This window comes from Variovorax brevis, assembly GCF_030317105.1.
In the GTDB taxonomy this organism is placed as follows: Bacteria; Pseudomonadota; Gammaproteobacteria; order Burkholderiales; family Burkholderiaceae_C; genus Variovorax; species Variovorax brevis.
In genome coordinates this window covers 731240-748310 of record NZ_JASZYG010000001.1, presented here as the reverse complement: position 1 = coordinate 748310, position 17071 = coordinate 731240, and the positions used below count along the sequence as shown (strand labels likewise).

The following is a 17071-nucleotide window of genomic DNA, read 5'->3' as shown; positions in this document are numbered from 1 at the left end:
CTTGAAAAGCTTCAGCCGCCCGTGACGGGGCGAATCACTTCGATGGAATCGTCGGGGCGCAGCACGCGCGCGGGGTACTGCGAGCGCGGCACGAACTCGCGGTTGATCGCGACTGCAAAAGGAGGCGTGGCCTGGATGGCCTGGAGCGCATCGGGCAGCGTTGCGTTGGACGCCAACTCGTGCGGCGTGTCGTTGATGAGGACTTTCATGGTGTGGGTTCGAGGCTGGGCTGCAGGCAGGCCGATGCGTTCAGGCCGAACTGCGCCGCCATCGGCGATTCGCCGGTGGTGAGCAGTTCCAGCGCAATGTCGAGCATGGCGGGCGCGATCATGAAGCCGTGCCGGTAAAGGCCGTTGATCTGCATCACGCGCGGCGCGATCTGCCGGATCTCGGGCAGGTTGTCGGGCAGCGTCGGGCGGCACTGGGTGGCGATCTCGAGGATGCGCGCTTCGGCAAAGCCACTGTGCACCGAATAGGCGGCGCTCAGCAGTTCGAGCGTGGAGCGCACGCTGGCCGGAGACATGTCGTCCGACTCGATCTCGGTGGCGCCGATCACGAAGACACCGTCCGGCTTGGGCGCGATGTACAGCGGATAGCGCGGATGCACGAGCCGCGTCGGACGCTGCAGCGACACCTCCGGCGCGTGCACGCGGATGACCTCGCCACGCACGCCGCGCAGCGCGTTCCATTGCGGTCGGGCGCCCAGGCCACGGCAATCGATGACCCAATCGGGCTGGCCCTTTGCGCCGGGCGAGAAGTCATCCGGCTGGCGCGGCGATTGCCAATGCAGCCGAACGCCCGGCGCGGCCTGCAGCGTGGAATGCAGCGACGCAAGCAGTGCGCGGTTGTCGAGCTGCCCCTCTTGCGGCAGGTAGAGCCCCTGCTGGAAGCGTGTGCCCAAGGCCGGCTCCAGCGCGCAGATCGCGGCAGCGTCGAGCGACTGCATGGCCAGCAACTGCGGCACGGTGGCGCAGGTGCGCTCCAGCACGCGGGCCAGGCGCATCGCTTCCGGCGCGTCCTGCCGATGCCACAGCACCAGCGTGCCTTCGCGCTGGAAGAACACCGGCTCTTCGAGCGCAGCCAGCAGCTCGGGCCAGCGTCCCAACGCGTGATGGCCCATGCGCACCAGGCTCGCCGGCGCAACGGCCGATTCAGCCAGTGGCGCCAGCATGGCGGCCGCCACCCGCGCAGCCGCGCCCTCGGCCTGCGCACTGCCGGCTTCGTAGACGTCGACCTTGCAGCCCGACTGCGCCAGCGTGACCGCGAGCAGGCGCCCCATCAGGCCCGCGCCGAGGATCGCGACCGAGCGAAAGGGAAGGTCTGGAAGGCGATTCATGGCTTCAACGCGGCGCATCGGCGGTGTGGCTGATAATTTTCAACATGAGCAATGCATTTTCCCGCGCGCAAGAAACGACGCGCTACGCCCGCGTCCTGACCATTGCGGGTTCCGACAGCGGCGGCGGCGCCGGCATCCAGGCCGACCTGAAGACCTTCGCCGCCCTCGGCTGCTATGGCATGACGGCCATCACCGCGCTGACCGCCCAGAACACGCAGGGCGTTTCGGGCATTCACGGCGTGCCGCCGGAATTCCTGCGGGCGCAGATCAAGGCGGTGGTGGAAGATATCGGCGTCGACGCCGTCAAACTCGGCATGCTGCATGCGCCCGAGATCGTCGAAGTGGTGGCTTGGGCCATCGACCACTACAAGCTGCCCAACGTGGTGCTCGACCCCGTCATGGTGGCCACCAGCGGCGACCGCCTGATCGCGGCAGAAACGGTGGATCGCCTCGTGCGCGAACTCTTTCCGCGCGCGGTGGTGGTCACGCCCAACCTGGACGAGGCGGCATTGCTCATCGGCCATCCCATCGAAGGCGTGGACGCGCTCGACGCGGCGGCGGACGAACTGCTTGCGCTGGGCGCGCACGCCGCATTGCTCAAGGGCGGACACCTCCCCGGCGACGAGGTGGTGGACCTGCTGAAGCAGGCCGGCGGACCGCCTTTGCGCCTCGCGTCCGCCCGCATCTCGAGCCGCAATCTGCACGGCACCGGCTGCACGCTGTCCTCGGCCATCGCGGCGCATCTCGCGCTGGGCGCCACGCTGCCCGACGCGGTGACGCGGGCGCGCGCCTACGTCATTGGCGCCATGCAGGCCGGTGCGGATGTGCAGGTCGGCCACGGACACGGTCCGCTCAACCACGGCTTTGCGCCAGTGCCGACGCACCGCCTTGCGCTGAAGCCGGACGCGTAAGCCAGGCGAGCACGAAAGTCGCCAGGAGCGTCGGCAAGGCCGAGCCCCATTGCGGCGCCCATTTGGCGCAGGCGTGGTACACGGCAATGCCCGCGATCCAGATGATGGCGGCGGGCCAGTCGACGCGGCGCGCAGCAGTTTGCATCGCCGCCAGGCCACCCGTGCCGAGCCGCCCCAGGATCACGCCGTAAAGGGGCACGAACACGGAGCTGAGCAGCAGCAGGAAAGGCTCCAGGCTGTGCATGGGCAGCACCAGCGCCAGTGCAATGCAGGCCACCGCGATCCACAGGCCCCAGCGGCGCACGCTCCAGCGCGGCTGAAGGCTGTGCGCCGACACCGAGCCCGAATACACGTCGCCATAGGCGTTGTCGAGTTCGTCGATGAGGATGAGGCCCAGCGCGAGGAGCCCGCCTTGCGCCAGCAGCAGCGCCGTGACCAGGCTCGTGCCCGGCTCGGCCACGCTGACGACCATCACGCCCAGGGCGTAGCACCAGATATTGGCCAGCACGTAGCCGATCCAGGTGCCGCTGAAGGCGCTGCCCAGGCCTGCGCCACTGCGGCGGCCGTGGCGCGCGTAGTCGGCCACCAGCGGCAGCCAGGAGACGGGCATGGCGATCACCAGGTCGAGCGCGCTGAACATGCCCATGCTGCCGTCCCCGGGTCGCGACCAGAAGGCATCGAAGCCCTTGGCGTGCAGTTGCGTGGCGAACTGCCAGCTCAGCCACAGCAGCGAAAGCACGACCAGCGGCAGGCCGAATCGGCTCACGAAGCGGCGCACCAGCCGCACCATGGACCCGGCCAGGAGCGCCAGCAGCACCGCGCCCCACAGCAGCGTCGTCAGCACGGTGCCCATTGCGCCGTCGAAGGCAAAGCCCGACTGCTTGCCGATGGCCTGCGTGCCTTCGCGCATGATGACCAATTCGAAGGTGGTCCACCCGATGAGCTGGACGATGTTGAGCACGACGGGCAGCCGCGCAAGGGCGCTGCCATAGGTCCGGTGCATGAGGCCGGCGCTGGCGAGGCCGCTTTCGCAGCCGATTCGCGCCGTCCACGCCAGCAGGCCCGCGCCGATGCACGAACCCAGCACGATGGCCATCGCCGCGTCGCGCGTGCCGACGGCGGGAACCAGGTATGCGCCGACCTGCATGACCAGCAGGCCCACGCCGAGGCTGAACCACAGGGCGGTGTGGTCGTGCAAGCCGAAGGCGCGTGCGCTGTCCGGCAGCGGCGTCAGCGCTTCGTTGGCCGCCGGGGCGGAAGTGTTCGGATTTGCCATTCAATTGCTCCAATGCAAATGTTTGGCAGGTGGGCACGGTTCGGCGTGAGTGCCGGCACGGAAGAAATTGATGTGACGGCGGCCTGACCAGCTTCCCTGCGCGAGGATTGCCTCAGTCCCCCGATGTAAACAACACGGAAGACCCCGGTGTTCTTCCCCGGTTTCAGCCGGGTCGGTTCACCGAACAGGTTCAAAGGGTTTTTTCTCAGCAAGGCCGGCAAGCCGACCCAGCACCCCTAGCGAGCGGACATTGTAGGCGCGACGACGTCATTGTGTCCGGCGAGGATTTCAAGGCCGTTCGACGTGTCGCCCAGCTATCGGTTCAGGGCTTGGGTCAGCTGGGGCTTTGCGACCGCCAGCCACAGGCGTGACACCAGACGAGCGCCCGCCGCGATCACCGCCGCCAGCAGCAGTCCGCCAACAATGTCGAAAGGAAAATGAACGCCGGCGTAGACGCGCGCCCATCCCGTGATGGCGGCGAGCGCCAGCGCGACCAGGCCTGCAAGTCGCAGGGAAGGCCGCTGCAACATCAAAAGTGCGCAAGTGAACATCACGGCCGCATGTGCGCTCGGCATGGCGCCACGCGGCCCATGCCCCATGCGAAGCGTGCCCAGGCCCAGCATGAAAGGCCGCGGCTCGTCGATCGCGCGGGCCAGGCCGTGCACGACGAGGGCCGCCACGGCGGCTGCCACGACGATGCCAAAGGCATACAGGCCGTCCCTGGGGCGCAGGCACAACACGCCAACCACCAGCAATGCGCAGAGCAGCGCGCCATGACTTGCAAACCACAGGAGCAACGCTTCGGGCGCATGGCTGTGGTTGATCCATTCAAAGAGTTCGATATTGAGCGCCTGCATGCGCCCATCCTGGGCAGCCAATGTGGCCGCCCGGTGAATTCGCGATTCAGGTTTCGTTCCGCTTCGCCGCCGGCCAGGCGGGAGGTGGAATCAGTGCTGGACGCCCAGCAGTTGATGCAGGCGCGTGCTGGTCGTCGTGTACTGCAGCGGAATCGACTTGTCGGGGAAAACGACCGTCGTTGCCGCCCAAGCCGCCAGCGTGGCTTCGTGGAAGCCGCACACGATCAGCTTTTTCTTTCCGGGGTAGGTGTTGACGTCGCCGACCGCGAACACGGCACGCTCGCGCGTCTCGTACCGCTCGGTGTCGACCGGCACCTGCTTGCGCTCCAGCGCCAGGCCCCAGTCGGCGATGGGTCCAAGGCGCGGCGAGATGCCGAGGAAGGCGATCAGGGCGTCGAGCGGCAGGTCGATGCTTTGCGCATCGGGCGTGGCCACGCGTAGGGTTGACCCATCGAATGCCTGGGGTTGACCGACCACAAGGCGCAGCGCACCGGCCGCCATGCGCTCGCGCACCCTGGCAACCGTTTCGTCGCTTGCCTGGAAGGCATCGCGGCGATGCAGCAAGGTCACGGATGAGGCGAGGCCAATCAGGACCAGCGCAGCCTCCAGTGCCGCGTCGTCACCGCCATTGACCACCACATCGAGCCCGGTGAAGCGCTCAAGCGATTCGGGGTGATAGAACAGGCGTGTGCCTTCATGCGCCTCGATGCCATCGACCGCGACGTGCTTGGGCACGAAAGCCCCGACGCCGGCGGCGATGAAGACGGTCTTCGCAAGGAATGCGGTGCCCCGGTTCGTCGTCAGCAGCAGTCGCCCGTCGTCCTGGCGCGCCAGCGTGGCGACCTGTTCACCGAAATGAAATTGGGGCGCGAAGGGTTCGATCTGACGCAGCAGCGATTCGACCAGCCCGCGACCCGAGGTCACGGGCGTGCCGGGAATGTCGTAGATGGGCTTGTCGCCGTAGAGCTGGACGCACTGGCCACCCGCGCTTGGGAGCGCATCGACCACGTGGCAGGAGATTTCAAGGAGGCCGAGCTGGAAGACCTGGAACAGGCCCACCGGACCGGCGCCGATGACGAGGGCGTCGGTCTCGACGGGCTGTTGATTCGTGCTCAGCGCACCAGCTCCGAGATCTTGCCGGTCTTGTCTTTCCACTCTTCCGCGTCGGGAAGGGCGGGCTTGCGCTTGGTGATGCTCTTCCAGCCGTCGGCCAGCGCGAGTTCGGCGTTGATCTTGATGAAGGCGATCTGGTCGCCCGGCAGGTCTTCCTCGGCGTAGATCGCGTTGACCGGGCATTCGGGGATGCACACCGCGCAGTCGATGCACTCATCGGGGTCGATGACGAGCATGTTGGGGCCTTCGCGGAAGCAGTCCACGGGGCAAACATCGACGCAGTCGGTGTACTTGCAGCGGATGCACGATTCGGAAACGACGTGGGTCATTGGAGGTCTGGCGCCAAGTTTGAATTCGGGGGAAACCCTTGATTTTACTTTCTTCGGGCGCTTCAGCGCACCAGCACGGCCGCGGCGGTGCGGTGCGAGGCGGTATCGACCAAAACCAGCGAGCCCAAGGAGCGCGATTTCGTGAACGGCAGGACGGCCAGCGGCTGCTGCAACGCCAGCACCACGTCGCCGATCGAATTGGCTTCCAGCTTGTCCGCCGGTTCAGCGTCCAGCGTGTTGATGTTGAGCCTGTCGACGAGACGCGCCACCTTGGCCTTGACCCAGCGATGGCCTTGCAGCGCCCAGTAGACGCGCCCCGCCATCAGCGGTTCGTCGTCCAGCCAGGCGACGGTCGCGGTGATTTCGCGCGTCGCTTCGAATGAGTTGGGCGCCAGCAGCCAGTCGCCGCGCGACACGTCGACTTCGCGATCGAGCACGATGCCGCCGCTGTGGCCGGCATGAACGATCTTCGGGTGGCGTGCATGGTCGAGTACCTGCGCCACCGTGGCGGTTTGCCCGCTCGGCAGGATGGTGATCGTCTGGCCCGGCTCGATGTGTCCGCTGGCCACGCGGCCCCAGAACACGCGGCGGCCGCGCGAGGTGTCGGCCGAGGCGGAGAACTTTTCGACCCATTGCACCGGGAAGGCGAAGGGCACGGCTTCGTCCTGCTGCGTGACCGGAAGGTTTTCGAGCAATTCGAGCAGGCTCGGGCCTTCGTAGTCGCACCAGTCGGCGTGGCGCGAGGCCACGTTCCAGCCCTTGAGCGCGGAGATCGGCACGATGGCCGTCACGTTGATGTCGGCGGCTTCGGCAAAGGAGTTGAGCGCGCTCGAAATGCGCTCGAACGCAACCTGCGCATCGTTCATCGCGTCGAGCTTGTTGACCGCGAACACGATCGACTGCACGCGCAGCAGCTTGCACAGCAACGTGTGGCGGCGCGTTTGGGGCAGCAGGTTCTGCACGACGACTTCGCCATCGAGCACTTCGCCGGCCCACGGCAGCTTGGTGGCGTCCACCAGCACCACGGCCGCGTCGGCAGCCGAAGCGGCCGTGACCATGTTGCGCGTGTACTGCTCATGGCCCGGCGCGTCGCCGATGATGAACTTGCGCTTGGCCGTCGAGAAGTAGCGATAGGCCACGTCGATGGTGATGCCTTGCTCCCGCTCGGCCGAAAGGCCGTCGGTCAAGAGCGCCAGATCGGTTTCGCCGCCGCGCTGCACGCCGGCGAGTTGGTCTTGCAGGACGGTCTTGCTGTCCACCAGAAGGCGGCCGATCAGCGTGCTCTTGCCGTCGTCCACGCTGCCGCAGGTGATGAAGCGCAGGGCGGTGCCGGTGTCCAGTTCAACTGCCACGTCGGTTGTCAAAGTCATTCAAATTTCTCCGTCGCACTCACTGGCGACAACGATCTGTCCGTATTCACGCGGGCCACCCGGGGCACCGGCTTTGCCGGGCCTCTGGTGGCGCCCCCGGTAGGGGGTTGGCGGAGCGCAGGAAGTGCGCGCAGCCTGGGGGCGAGCAACAAGCCCTTTAGAAGTAGCCGTCCTTCTTTCGCTTTTCCATCGAGGCGTCGGACGTCTTGTCGTCCATGCGCGTGGCGCCGCGTTCGCTCACGTCGGCGGCCAAAGTTTCAATGACCACGTCGCCGGCATCGGCGGCGAGGCTGTCCACCGGGCAGGTGCAGGTGATGTCGCCGACGGTGCGAAAGCGCACGTCGCGCACTTCGATCTGCTCGCCATCCTTCGGCGGCGTGAGTTCGGTCACCGGCACCAGCAGGCCGCGGCGCTCCACCACTTCACGCTTGTGCGTGTAGTAGATCGAGGGCAGGGCGATGTTCTCGCGCTCGATGTATTGCCACACGTCGAGTTCGGTCCAGTTGGAGATGGGGAACACGCGGAAGTGTTCGCCCGGGGCCAGGCGTGTGTTGAACAGCGTCCAGAGTTCGGGGCGCTGGTCCTTGGGCTGCCATTGGCCGAAGCTGTCGCGGTGCGAAAAGATGCGTTCCTTGGCACGGGCTTTTTCTTCGTCGCGGCGTGCGCCACCGATGAGCGCGTCGAAGCGGAATTCCTCGATGGCTTCGAGCAGCGTGACCGACTGGTGCACGTTGCGCGATTCGCCCGGATGCGCCAGGCGCACCGTACCGCGCTTCATCGAATCCTCGACGCTGCGCACGATCAGTTCGGCGCCCAGTTCCTTCGCGCGCTGGTCACGAAAGTCCGTCACTTCCGGGAAGTTGTGGCCGGTGTCGATCATCAGCAGCGGGTAGGGCAGGCGGCCGGCGCCAAAGGCTTTCTCGGCGCACTTGAGCATCACAAGCGAATCCTTGCCGCCGGAGAACAGCAGCGTGGGGCGTTCGAAAGCGGCTGCAACTTCGCGCAGGATGAAGATGGTTTCCTCTTCGAGGGCGTCGAGGTGCGTGTTGGACAGGCGCGCAGGTGAATGCATTGGAATCTGCAAAAGGTCGAGATCGGTTCGGGCGTTCATTTCGTTCGTTCGGGGCGATTCAGTTCGGGACGGCGCGGATCGGAATCACGCTTTGCTGCGGCAGCGGCGACACCGCGGAAAGCGGCTCGAAGGCGGCCGGCTCTTCGGCTTCATGCGTGCCGTCGGCGGCCACGTGCAGGCCGCATTCCTTGGCGCTTTCCTGCTCCCACCACCAGCGGCCGGAGCGGAAGTCCTCGCCCAGCGTCACGGCGCGCGTGCAGGGCTCGCAACCAATGCTCGGGTAGAAGCGATCGTGCAGCGGGTTGTACGGAACCTTGTAGGTGGCGATGTAGTGCCACACGTCGCCCCAAGTCCAGCGCGCCAGCGGGTTGATCTTGGCGCGCTCGCCGTGCTCGATGAACTCGACCTCGGCACGCGCACCGGACTGTTCGCGCCGCAGGCCGGTGATCCACGCACGCTTGCCCGACAACGCGCGTTCCAGCGGCTCCATCTTGCGGATGTGGCAGCAGGCCTTGCGCAGTTCGAGGCTCTTGTACATCGCGTCTTCGCCGTTGGCCTTGACGAAGCTGGCTGCTTCGCTGCCGTCCGGACGATAGATCTCGATCTCGCGGGCGTAGTGCGTTTGCAGCCGGTCGATGAGCGCCAGCGTTTCCTTGTGCAGCTTGCCCGTCTCCAGCACGAAGATGGACGACTGAACCCGAAAGCGCTGGATCAAGTCCGTCACCACCATGTCTTCCGCGCCGAGGCTCGAAGCCTGCGTGACGGGCGCAAACTCGCCCGCCGCGCGCTGCAGCAGTGCGACGCTCTCGGCAACCTTTTCGTCGAAGTCGGCAGAGGGCTTGGCGTAGAGCGAGATGGCGTTCATGGCGGTTGCGGGATCGAAGCGTTTTTTTGGTGGGGCAATCAGTTGTCAGGCAGCCGTCTTGTCGGCGGCGCGATGGAACAGCGGCGCCGTCTCCACCGCATCGCCCTGGTAGAAGGCCGAGAAGCGGTCGAACTGGCGTTGTGCATCGGTGGCGTCCACGCCTTCCTTGAGCACGGCGCTGGAAAAGCCTGTGCGTTCCATTTGCACCAACTGGTCGATCAGCACGTCGCCGGTGGCGCGGATGTCGCCCTTGTAACCAAGGCGGCGGCGCAGCAGGAAGGCCTGGCTGTAGGCGCGCCCGTCAGTGAACTTGGGGAAGTTCAGGTCGATGCGTTCCACATCCGCAAGGCACACCTCGATGGCGAGCGGATCGGCGTCGTTGGCGAGTTGCAGCACGTTCGGGTCGCCATCGTCCACGTGGTCTTCGGCTGCGATGAGCTTCAAGGTCTTGTTCATGCTGCCACCTCCTCGGCCTTGAAACGCGCACCATTGGCGGCGGCCTTGAAGGGTTCGATGCCCACACGGCGCAGCGTGTCGATGAAGGTTTCGCGCTTGGCGCCGGAGGTGTCGCGCACATCGCGGTAGGTGTTGAGCACCGCCTCGATCACGTCCGGCACTTCGGCCGCCGAGAACGAGGGGCCGACCACCTTGCCGGCCTGCGGCGTGCCCGACAGCAGCGAGCCGTCCGAGCCGCCCAACGTGACCTGGTACCACTCCTTGCCGTCCTTGTCGACGCCCAGGATGCCGATGTGCCCGCTGTGGTGATGGCCGCAGGAGTTGATGCAGCCGCTGATGTGCAGGTCGATCTCGCCGAGGTCGTCGAGTTCGTCCAGGTCTTGATAACGCTCGGTGATCGCTTCCGCAATCGGGATCGAGCGTGCGTTGGCCAGTGCGCAGAAGTCGCCGCCGGGGCAGGCGATCATGTCGGTCAGCAGGTGCACATTGGCGCTGGCAAAGCCGGCTTCGCGGGCTGCAAGCCACAGCGCGTGCAGGTCTTCGGCATGCACCCACGGCAGCACGATGTTCTGGTCATGCGTCACGCGCGCTTCGCCGGCCGAGAAGCGGTCCGTCAGCCGTGCGATGGTGTCGAGCTGGTTCGCGTCGGCATCGCCCGGCGCTTGATGCAGGCGCTTGAAAGACAGCGTCACGGCGCGCAGCAGCGGGTTCTTGTGCGGCGCGACGTTGCGGGCCAGCCAGCGTGCGAACTGCACGTCGTCGGCGGCCTGGGCCTTGAGCTCGGCGTCCGTCTCTTCAGGGCTTTGATAGATGCGGTTGGCAAGCTCCGGCGGCACGAAGGAAGCCGTCACGCGGTCGAGTTCGGCTTGCGTCACCGTGTGCGGCGCGCCGTCGTGCTCGAAGATCTGCTTGTATTCGGCTTCGACGTCGTCGATGTAGCGCTGGCCTTCGGCCTTCACCAGGATCTTGATGCGCGCCTTGTAGATGTTGTCGCGGCGGCCGTAGCGGTTGTAGACGCGAATCACCGCTTCCAGGTAATTCATGATCTGGTTCCACGGCAGGAACTCGCGCAGCACGGTGCCGATGATCGGCGTGCGGCCCATGCCGCCACCGACCTGCACGCGAAAGCCCAAATCGCCCGCGTCGTTCTTGACCAGGTGCAGGCCCACGTCGTGCCAGCCGGTTGCGGCGCGGTCTTCCTTTGCGCCCGTGATGGCGATCTTGAACTTGCGCGGCAGGAAGGCGAATTCAGGGTGCAGCGTGCTCCACTGCCGCATGATTTCGGCAAAGGGCCGCGGATCGGCAATTTCGTCGACTGCGATGCCGGCGCGCTCGTCGCTCGTGATGTTGCGGATGCAGTTGCCGCTGGTCTGGATGCCGTGCATGTTCACGGAAGCCAGCAGGTCCATCACGTCGGCCGACTTGCTCAGCGGAATCCAGTTGTACTGGACGTTCTGGCGCGTGGTGAAGTGGGCGTAGTGCGTCGGCAGCTTGTGCGTGCCGAGCTTGCCTTGCGTCTCAAGCGCCTGCTTGTAGACGGCCGCTTCCGGCTCGTCGTATTCACGGGCGATCTTCGCCAGCACGCGCAACTGGGCGCTGGAGACTTCGCCATACGGCACGGCCACGCGCAGCATGGGCGCATAGCGTTGCACATACCAGCCGTTTTGCAGGCGCAAGGGGCGGAACTCGTCTTCGGAGATCTTTCCCTTTTGCCAGCGCTCGAGCTGGTCGCGGAATTGCCCGGCACGAAGGTGCACGAACTGGCGGTCGAATTCTGTGTATTGGTACATCGTGAAGTCTTGCGAAAAAGCTATGCCCACACACAGGGCTGCAAGAGCGAGCAGCGACTGTAGAAGGGCGCCTTATGGAAACAAACTATTTTTTGGTTCGCGCTTTATGCGGATAAGCTTATTCACCAGCATCCATGCGGGTTGCGGGACGATCAGGTGCCGTTTCCGGATAAGGCGGGCACCCAATTTGCCGGGGGTTTTTAGCCCATTGGCGCGGGGAAACGCGGGATTCTAGGACTCCCAGTGTCGCTGTAACAATGCGGCACCTTGTTAGTGAGATCGTCCCCGCTCATGAATTCGCCGTCCGCCATCGCTGCTGCGCTTCAGAAATCACCGGACTGGCTGCGTGCCTTCTGGCCTGCGCCCATCGCCATCAACGGCCGCGAGCGCCTGCGCGTGGTGGCAGGGGCGCTGCTCGGCATTCTCTTCACCGCGGTGCTGTGCCACGTGGCCGGGCTGAGTGCCCCCATGACGTGGATCGTCGCGCCAATGGGCGCCAGCGCGGTGCTGGTGTTCGGCGTGCCGGCCAGTCCGCTGGCGCAGCCGTGGGCCGTGATCGGTGGCAACACCTTGTCGGCGTTGGTGGGCATCCTGTGCGCGCGCCTGATCGCCCCGGTGGACCTTGCCGCTGCCATGGCGGTGGGCTTGGCCATCGCCTTGATGCTGGCGCTGCGCTGCCTGCATCCGCCCGGCGGCGCCAGCGCCTTGATGATGGCGCTCGGGGGCATCACCGATCCGCACGCGGCGCTGGTGCCCGTCATGCTCAATTCGGTGCTGATGGTGATGGCCGGTATCGCGTGGAATACCGCCACGGGCCGTCGCTACCCGCACCCGCAGACCTCCGCGCCGGGGCCCGCCAACGCGGCCAGGGGCGCCACCGAGGAAGACCTGGACGCAGTGCTGGCGCGCTACAACCAGTTCCTGGACGTGCCGCGGGACGACCTGCTCGCGCTGCTGGGCCAGACGCAATTGCAGAGCTACCACCGCACGCTGGCCCAGACCACCTGTGCCGACGTCATGTCGCGCGACGTGGTCACGGTGTCCTTTGGAACGCCCTTGCAGGACGCGTGGACGCTGCTGCGGCAAAAGCGCATCAAGGCGCTGCCGGTGGTCGATGGCGCGCGGCGCGTGGTCGGCATCGTGACGCTGGCCGACTTTTTGAAGGCGGCCGACCTCGACCTGCACGAAGGCTTCGGCGACCGGCTCAAGGGGCTGATCCGCTGGACGCAAACCGTGCACTCCAGCAAACCCGACGTCGTCGGCCAGATCATGACGCGCCGCGTGCGCATCTCCAGCGTCGACCGGCCGCTGGTGGACCTCGTGCCGCTCTTTGGCAGCACGGGCCACCATCACCTGCCCATCGTCGACCACGAGAAGCGGCTGGTCGGCATGATCACGCAGTCGGATCTGGTGGCGGCCGTGTTCCGTGCGGAGGGCGAGGGGCAGGCCTGACTCGCCGGTCCTCAGTGGCCCCGCGTAGTCGACATCACGACGGCGCTGCTCATGCTGCGCTCCCCTCGGCCGACAGCGCGGCCACCAGCTCGCTGGTCGTGATGATGGCGTGCGCATAGGTCGGCCCGTTGATCTCGTGGGCGACCTTCATGGCTTCCGTCGAGAAAGCCGCCGTCGCGTCGCGCACCAGGGTGACGTGGTAGCCCAGCTCGACGGCGAACTTGCCCGTCGTTTCCAGGCAGGTGTTGGCCAGCATGCCGATGAGCACGACCCGGCGCACGCCGTGCTGGCGCAGCTGGATGTCGAGGTCGGTGTTGGCAAAGCCGCTGGAGCCGCGGTGCTCCTTGATCATCACGTCCTCGGGCTGCGGCTGGAAGTCCGGATGCCACTCTGCGCCCCAGGTGCCTTCGGCAAACAGCTGGATGCGGTGGCCGCCGAGCTGGTAAGGCGTGGGGTGCGCCCAGTTGCTGAAGTCCGACGGCCTGGCGCGGTTGTGCGGCACGTAGAACACCGTGATGCCCGCCGCGCGGCAGGCCGACACCGCCTCGCGCATGTGGGCGATGGTGCCGACCTCGTCCATCACCGCCTTGGCGCGGCTTTGCAGCTTGCCGTTGTCGCTGAGGAAGTCGTTGTAGGGGTCGACCAGCAGCAGGCCGGTTTCGCCGATGACGATGGCGGGTGCGCTCATGACGGGCTCCTCGGGCGAATCTTCAGGTCTTCAGGAACGCCAGCAGGTCGGCGTTGATGACATCGGGGTGCGTCGCGCACATGCCGTGCGGCAGGCCGGGGTACACCTTGAGCGTCGCGCCCTTCACCAGCTTGGCCGACAGCAGGCCCGAAGCGCCGATGGGCACGATCTGGTCGTCGTCGCCGTGCATCACCAGGGTGGGCACGTCGATCTTTTTCAGGTCTTCGGTGAAGTCGGTTTCCGAGAAGGCCTTGACACAGTCGTAGTGCGCCTTGATGCCGCCCATCATTCCCTGCAGCCACCAGTGCTGGCGGATGCCTTCCGAAATGTTGGCACCCGGGCGGTTGTAGCCGTAGAAGGGGAGCGTGATGTCGCGATAGAACTCCGCACGATTGCCGGCCACGCCGGCACGGATGCCGTCGAACACCTCGATCGGCAGGCCGCCCGGGTTGGCCGGCGTCTTGACCATGATCGGCGGCACCGCGCCGATCAGCACCGCCTTGGCCACGCGCTGACTGCCGTGCCGGCCGAGGTAGCGCGCGACTTCGCCGCCACCGGTGGAGTGGCCCACGTGCACGGCGTCTTTCAGGTCCAGCGCGGCGGTGAGCGCGGCCAGGTCGTCGGCGTAGGTGTCCATCTCGTTGCCGGTGTACGTCTGCGTGGAGCGGCCGTGGCCGCGCCGGTCGTGCGCGATCACGCGAAAGCCCTGGTGCAGGAAGAACAGCATCTGGTTGTCCCAGTCGTCGCCACTCAGGGGCCAGCCGTGCGAGAACACGATGGGCTGGCCCTGGCCCCAGTCCTTGTAGTAGATCTGGGTGCCGTCTTTCGTCTTGATGTAGGGCATCTTCAAGTTTCCTGGAGGTTCGGTTGAAGGGATGCGCGATGAGGTGGCGCAGGGTCAAGGATGGCCCAGCGTGGGCGTGTGGCGCAAGGCCGTGCGTCAGGAAGCAGGCAGCAAGCGGTCTCAGGCCCGGGCCGGCCGCGGCATCGCCTCGAGTTGGCGGTTCAGCAGCGCCGAGCCGATGAGCGAGAGGCCACCATCCACCTTGAGCACGGTGCCGGTGATGTACTGCGCGAGTGGCGAGGCCAGGAACACCGCGGCCTGCCCGATGTCGTCCACCGAGCCGTGGCGGCGCAGCGGCAAGGCATCGCGCAGTTCCGCCGCGTCGTCCTCGCTCACCAGGCGCTTGAAGCCCTCGGTGCCGGCGATCGGCCCGGGCACCACGCTGTTGGCGCGGATGCCGTGGCGTCCCCACTCGATTGCCAGGTTCTTCATCATGATGTCGATGCCGGCCTTGGCCGCGCCCACGTGCGCCTGGTAGACCTGCGGCACCGAGGCCTGCGCGGCCGAGATGTAGATCAGGCAGCCGCGCGTCTTCTTCAGCTGCCCGAAGCCGAGCCGCGAGGCGTGAAAGGCGCCCATCAGGTCGATGTCGATCACGGTGCGAAAGCCGTTCGGGCTCAGCTCTTCGGCCGGACAAATGAAGTTTCCGGCCGCGCCGGCGACCAGCACGTCGATGGGGCCCAACTGCGCCCCGGTGCGCTCGAACGCGGCGCCGAGCGCCGCGGGGTCGCGAACGTCGGCGGCCACGGCCAAGACCTTGCCGTCCACGTGCTGGTTCAGGGCGCGCAGTTGGCCCGCGGCGCTGTCGAGCCTTTCCTGGCTGCGGCCGCAAATGGCGAGATGGGCGCCGAGCGCGGCGAAGTTGCTGGCGACGCCGAGGTTGATGCCGCTGCCGCCGCCGGTGACGAAAACGGTCTTGCCCTTGAACAGGTCGGCGGGGAGCAATTGCTGGACGATCATGGTGGACATCTCCTGGATGGATGAAGCAATGGAGGGGCTGGCGTTCATGCGACGTTGCGAAGATCGCGCCGGAGGATCTTTCCGACGGCGGTCTTGGGCAGCGCCTCGGTGAAGCGCACGATGCGGGGCACCTTGTAGGCGGTCAGTTGCTTGCGGCAGTGCGCTATCACGTCGTCGGCGTCCAGCTCGGCACCCGGCGTTTTGACGACGAAGAGCTTCACCGCCTCGCCCGTCTTCTCGTCCGGCACGCCGATGCAGGCGGATTCCGCCACGCCGGGGCAAGCGCCGACCACCGCCTCGATCTCGTTGGGGAACACGTTGAAGCCCGACACCAGCACCATGTCCTTCTTGCGGTCGACGATCCGCAGGAAGCCCCGCTCGTCCAGGACGCCGACGTCGCCGGTGCGGAAATAGCCGTCCGCGGTGAACGCCGCCGCGTTGGCCTCGGGCTGGTTCCAGTAGCCGGACATCACTTGCGGCCCCCTGGCGCAGACTTCGCCGGCCTGTCCCGTGGGCACCTCGTTGCCGTCTTCGTCGAGCAGCTTGATGTCCGTGAGGGGCAAGGGCAGGCCGGTCGTGCCGTTGAAATCGGTGATCCCGGCCGGGTTGAAGGCAAGCAAGGGCCCCGTCTCCGACAAACCGTAGCCCTCGCGGATGTACTTGCCCGTGATCGCCTTCCATTTCTCCGAGGTGGCGCCAATCACGGCCGATCCACCCCCGCCGCAAAGCCGCAACCTGGAGAAGTCCACTTCGCCGATGCGTGGATGCGTCGTCAGGCCTGCATAGAGCGTGTTCACGCCCATGAACACGCTGGGCCGGGCCTCCTTGAGGACGTCGACGAAGCCGTCCATGTCGCGCGGATTGGCGACCAGCCAGTTCTCCGCGCCCACGGAGAAGAAGGTGATGAAGTTCACCATCAGCGCGAAGATGTGATAGAGCGGAATCGCGGTGACGATGACCTCTTCGCCCGGCCGCATGGCGGCGGTGATGAGCGCCTTGAACTGTTCGGTGTTGGCCACCAGGTTGCCGTGCGACAGGCACGCCCCCTTCGACAGGCCGGTGGTGCCGCCGGTGTACTGCAGGAACAGCGGGTCGCTTGCGCCAAGTTCCACCGGCTGGCGGGTCAGCGTCGCGCCCTTGCGCAGTGCCTGGGCAAAGGTGCGGCTGCCGGCCAGGCGCGCATCGACCGGCGGGCCGGGCAATTCGACATCGCTTCCGTCGCCCGGCGACACCGTGATCACCGTCTTGATGCGCGTCTGGGGCAGCACCTCGGCCAGGGTCGGCGTGGCGCCGTTGTAGATCACGATGATCTCGCTGCCCGAGTCGTTGAGTTGATGCGCCAGTTCGCGCGGCGTGTACAGCGGGTTGACGTTGACCTGCACCGCGCCGGCGCGCACGATACCCAGGAAGGCGATCGGAAAGGCCATCAGGTTGGGCGTCATCACCGCGACGCGGTCGCCCTTCCTGACGCCGAGTTCATGCTGCAGCCAGGCGGCAAATGCGGCCGATTGGCGATCGACGTCGGCGTAGCTCAGCACCTGACCGAAGGCGCGGAACGCGGGCTTGTCCGCAAAGCGCGCCATCGCGCCTTCGAGGAGGTCGACGACCGATCGGTGGGAACGGGGATCGATGTCGGCCGCAATGTCGTATTCGCGGTAGCTGGCGAGCCAGGGCTTGATGCGCATGGTGTGTACTCCTGAAGGTTGAAAAAGCGAAGGGGTTCCGGGGTGGCTCTGGTGCTTGTCTTGCGTG

At 66.4% G+C, this 17071-nt stretch carries 17 protein-coding genes; 2 read left to right on the top strand and 15 right to left on the bottom strand.

Going from position 1 to position 17071, the window contains the following annotated elements; genetic code table 11:
• Positions 1 to 11: 11 nt before the first annotated feature.
• Positions 12 to 209: a sulfur carrier protein ThiS gene (thiS, locus tag QTI66_RS03185; RefSeq protein WP_286557450.1), complete on the bottom strand. Its 198-nt coding sequence runs from the start codon at positions 207 to 209 to the stop codon at positions 12 to 14.
• Positions 206 to 1336: an FAD-dependent oxidoreductase gene (locus QTI66_RS03180; protein ID WP_286557449.1), complete on the bottom strand. Its 1131-nt coding sequence runs from the start codon at positions 1334 to 1336 to the stop codon at positions 206 to 208. Before QTI66_RS03180 ends, thiS begins: the two co-directional genes overlap by 4 nt.
• Positions 1337 to 1380: 44 nt before the next feature.
• On the opposite strand from QTI66_RS03180, the gene thiD reads away from it, so the two are divergent.
• A complete protein-coding gene (thiD, locus tag QTI66_RS03175) occupies positions 1381 to 2247 on the top strand; it encodes a bifunctional hydroxymethylpyrimidine kinase/phosphomethylpyrimidine kinase (protein ID WP_286557448.1) in 867 nt (288 codons plus the stop codon).
• Here thiD and QTI66_RS03170 read toward each other — a convergent pair.
• From QTI66_RS03170 to QTI66_RS03130, 9 genes are all read right to left on the bottom strand, one after another.
• Positions 2189 to 3523 carry a purine-cytosine permease family protein gene (locus QTI66_RS03170; protein ID WP_286557447.1) on the bottom strand — a complete coding sequence of 445 codons (1335 nt, stop codon included), beginning with the start codon at positions 3521 to 3523 and terminating at the stop codon, positions 2189 to 2191. The two genes, thiD and QTI66_RS03170, sit on opposite strands and share 59 nt — an antisense overlap.
• Positions 3524 to 3837: 314 nt before the next feature.
• Entirely contained in the window at positions 3838 to 4380 is a 543-nt protein-coding gene (locus QTI66_RS03165) for a phosphatase PAP2 family protein (RefSeq protein WP_286557446.1), read from the bottom strand.
• Positions 4381 to 4470: 90 nt separating this feature from the next.
• Positions 4471 to 5535: an NAD(P)/FAD-dependent oxidoreductase gene (locus tag QTI66_RS03160; RefSeq protein WP_286557445.1), complete on the bottom strand. Its 1065-nt coding sequence runs from the start codon at positions 5533 to 5535 to the stop codon at positions 4471 to 4473.
• The gene (fdxA, locus tag QTI66_RS03155) at positions 5493 to 5822 is read right to left on the bottom strand and encodes a ferredoxin FdxA (RefSeq protein ID WP_286557444.1); all 330 of its coding nucleotides are present in this window, start codon (positions 5820 to 5822) and stop codon (positions 5493 to 5495) included. Before fdxA ends, QTI66_RS03160 begins: the two co-directional genes overlap by 43 nt.
• A gap of 62 nt (positions 5823 to 5884) precedes the next feature.
• A complete protein-coding gene (locus QTI66_RS03150) occupies positions 5885 to 7192 on the bottom strand; it encodes a sulfate adenylyltransferase subunit 1 (RefSeq protein WP_286557443.1) in 1308 nt (435 codons plus the stop codon).
• Between the two features lie 157 nt (positions 7193 to 7349).
• Positions 7350 to 8303, bottom strand: a complete 954-nt coding sequence (cysD, locus tag QTI66_RS03145; protein WP_286557442.1) for a sulfate adenylyltransferase subunit CysD — start codon at positions 8301 to 8303, stop codon at positions 7350 to 7352.
• A gap of 19 nt (positions 8304 to 8322) precedes the next feature.
• The gene (locus QTI66_RS03140; protein WP_286557440.1) at positions 8323 to 9129 is read right to left on the bottom strand and encodes a phosphoadenylyl-sulfate reductase; all 807 of its coding nucleotides are present in this window, start codon (positions 9127 to 9129) and stop codon (positions 8323 to 8325) included.
• Positions 9130 to 9174: 45 nt separating this feature from the next.
• Positions 9175 to 9585: a DUF934 domain-containing protein gene (locus QTI66_RS03135; RefSeq protein WP_286557438.1), complete on the bottom strand. Its 411-nt coding sequence runs from the start codon at positions 9583 to 9585 to the stop codon at positions 9175 to 9177.
• Positions 9582 to 11375, bottom strand: a complete 1794-nt coding sequence (locus QTI66_RS03130) for a nitrite/sulfite reductase (protein WP_286557437.1) — start codon at positions 11373 to 11375, stop codon at positions 9582 to 9584. The genes QTI66_RS03135 and QTI66_RS03130 overlap by 4 nt, the downstream gene beginning before the upstream one ends.
• Before the next feature lie 291 nt (positions 11376 to 11666).
• Here QTI66_RS03130 and QTI66_RS03125 point away from each other — a divergent pair, with 291 nt between their 5' ends.
• Positions 11667 to 12827, top strand: a complete 1161-nt coding sequence (locus QTI66_RS03125; RefSeq protein ID WP_286557435.1) for an HPP family protein — start codon at positions 11667 to 11669, stop codon at positions 12825 to 12827.
• 49 nt (positions 12828 to 12876) lie between these two features.
• Here the strand turns inward: QTI66_RS03125 and QTI66_RS03120 are convergent, their stop codons facing one another.
• The 4 genes from QTI66_RS03120 to QTI66_RS03105 form a co-directional block, all read right to left on the bottom strand.
• Complete coding sequence (locus QTI66_RS03120; protein ID WP_286557434.1) at positions 12877 to 13515, bottom strand: cysteine hydrolase family protein; 639 nt, start codon at positions 13513 to 13515, stop codon at positions 12877 to 12879.
• Between the two features lie 22 nt (positions 13516 to 13537).
• Entirely contained in the window at positions 13538 to 14359 is an 822-nt protein-coding gene (locus QTI66_RS03115; RefSeq protein ID WP_286557433.1) for an alpha/beta fold hydrolase, read from the bottom strand.
• A gap of 120 nt (positions 14360 to 14479) precedes the next feature.
• Positions 14480 to 15367, bottom strand: a complete 888-nt coding sequence (locus QTI66_RS03110) for an SDR family oxidoreductase (RefSeq protein WP_286557432.1) — start codon at positions 15365 to 15367, stop codon at positions 14480 to 14482.
• Positions 15364 to 17004 (bottom strand): AMP-binding protein, encoded by a 1641-nt coding sequence (locus QTI66_RS03105; RefSeq protein ID WP_286557431.1) that lies wholly within the window; start codon positions 17002 to 17004, stop codon positions 15364 to 15366. Before QTI66_RS03105 ends, QTI66_RS03110 begins: the two co-directional genes overlap by 4 nt.
• Positions 17005 to 17071 lie beyond the last annotated feature (67 nt).

Bases quoted from the DNA above. Each gene is read 5' to 3' on its own strand.
- QTI66_RS03150 (WP_286557443.1), bottom strand. From the start codon at position 7,192: ATGACTTTGACAACCGACGTGGCAGTTGAACTGGACACCGGCACCGCC.
- QTI66_RS03140 (WP_286557440.1), bottom strand. From the start codon at position 9,129: ATGAACGCCATCTCGCTCTACGCCAAGCCCTCTGCCGACTTCGACGAA.
- QTI66_RS03125 (WP_286557435.1), top strand. From the start codon at position 11,667: ATGAATTCGCCGTCCGCCATCGCTGCTGCGCTTCAGAAATCACCGGAC.
- fdxA (WP_286557444.1), bottom strand. From the start codon at position 5,822: ATGACCCACGTCGTTTCCGAATCGTGCATCCGCTGCAAGTACACCGAC.
- QTI66_RS03165 (WP_286557446.1), bottom strand. From the start codon at position 4,380: ATGCAGGCGCTCAATATCGAACTCTTTGAATGGATCAACCACAGCCAT.
- QTI66_RS03110 (WP_286557432.1), bottom strand. From the start codon at position 15,367: ATGAACGCCAGCCCCTCCATTGCTTCATCCATCCAGGAGATGTCCACC.
- cysD (WP_286557442.1), bottom strand. From the start codon at position 8,303: ATGAACGCCCGAACCGATCTCGACCTTTTGCAGATTCCAATGCATTCA.
- QTI66_RS03180 (WP_286557449.1), bottom strand. From the start codon at position 1,336: ATGAATCGCCTTCCAGACCTTCCCTTTCGCTCGGTCGCGATCCTCGGC.
- QTI66_RS03135 (WP_286557438.1), bottom strand. From the start codon at position 9,585: ATGAACAAGACCTTGAAGCTCATCGCAGCCGAAGACCACGTGGACGAT.
- thiS (WP_286557450.1), bottom strand. From the start codon at position 209: ATGAAAGTCCTCATCAACGACACGCCGCACGAGTTGGCGTCCAACGCA.
- QTI66_RS03130 (WP_286557437.1), bottom strand. From the start codon at position 11,375: ATGTACCAATACACAGAATTCGACCGCCAGTTCGTGCACCTTCGTGCC.
- thiD (WP_286557448.1), top strand. From the start codon at position 1,381: ATGAGCAATGCATTTTCCCGCGCGCAAGAAACGACGCGCTACGCCCGC.
- QTI66_RS03115 (WP_286557433.1), bottom strand. From the start codon at position 14,359: ATGCCCTACATCAAGACGAAAGACGGCACCCAGATCTACTACAAGGAC.
- QTI66_RS03120 (WP_286557434.1), bottom strand. From the start codon at position 13,515: ATGAGCGCACCCGCCATCGTCATCGGCGAAACCGGCCTGCTGCTGGTC.
- QTI66_RS03105 (WP_286557431.1), bottom strand. From the start codon at position 17,004: ATGCGCATCAAGCCCTGGCTCGCCAGCTACCGCGAATACGACATTGCG.
- QTI66_RS03170 (WP_286557447.1), bottom strand. From the start codon at position 3,523: ATGGCAAATCCGAACACTTCCGCCCCGGCGGCCAACGAAGCGCTGACG.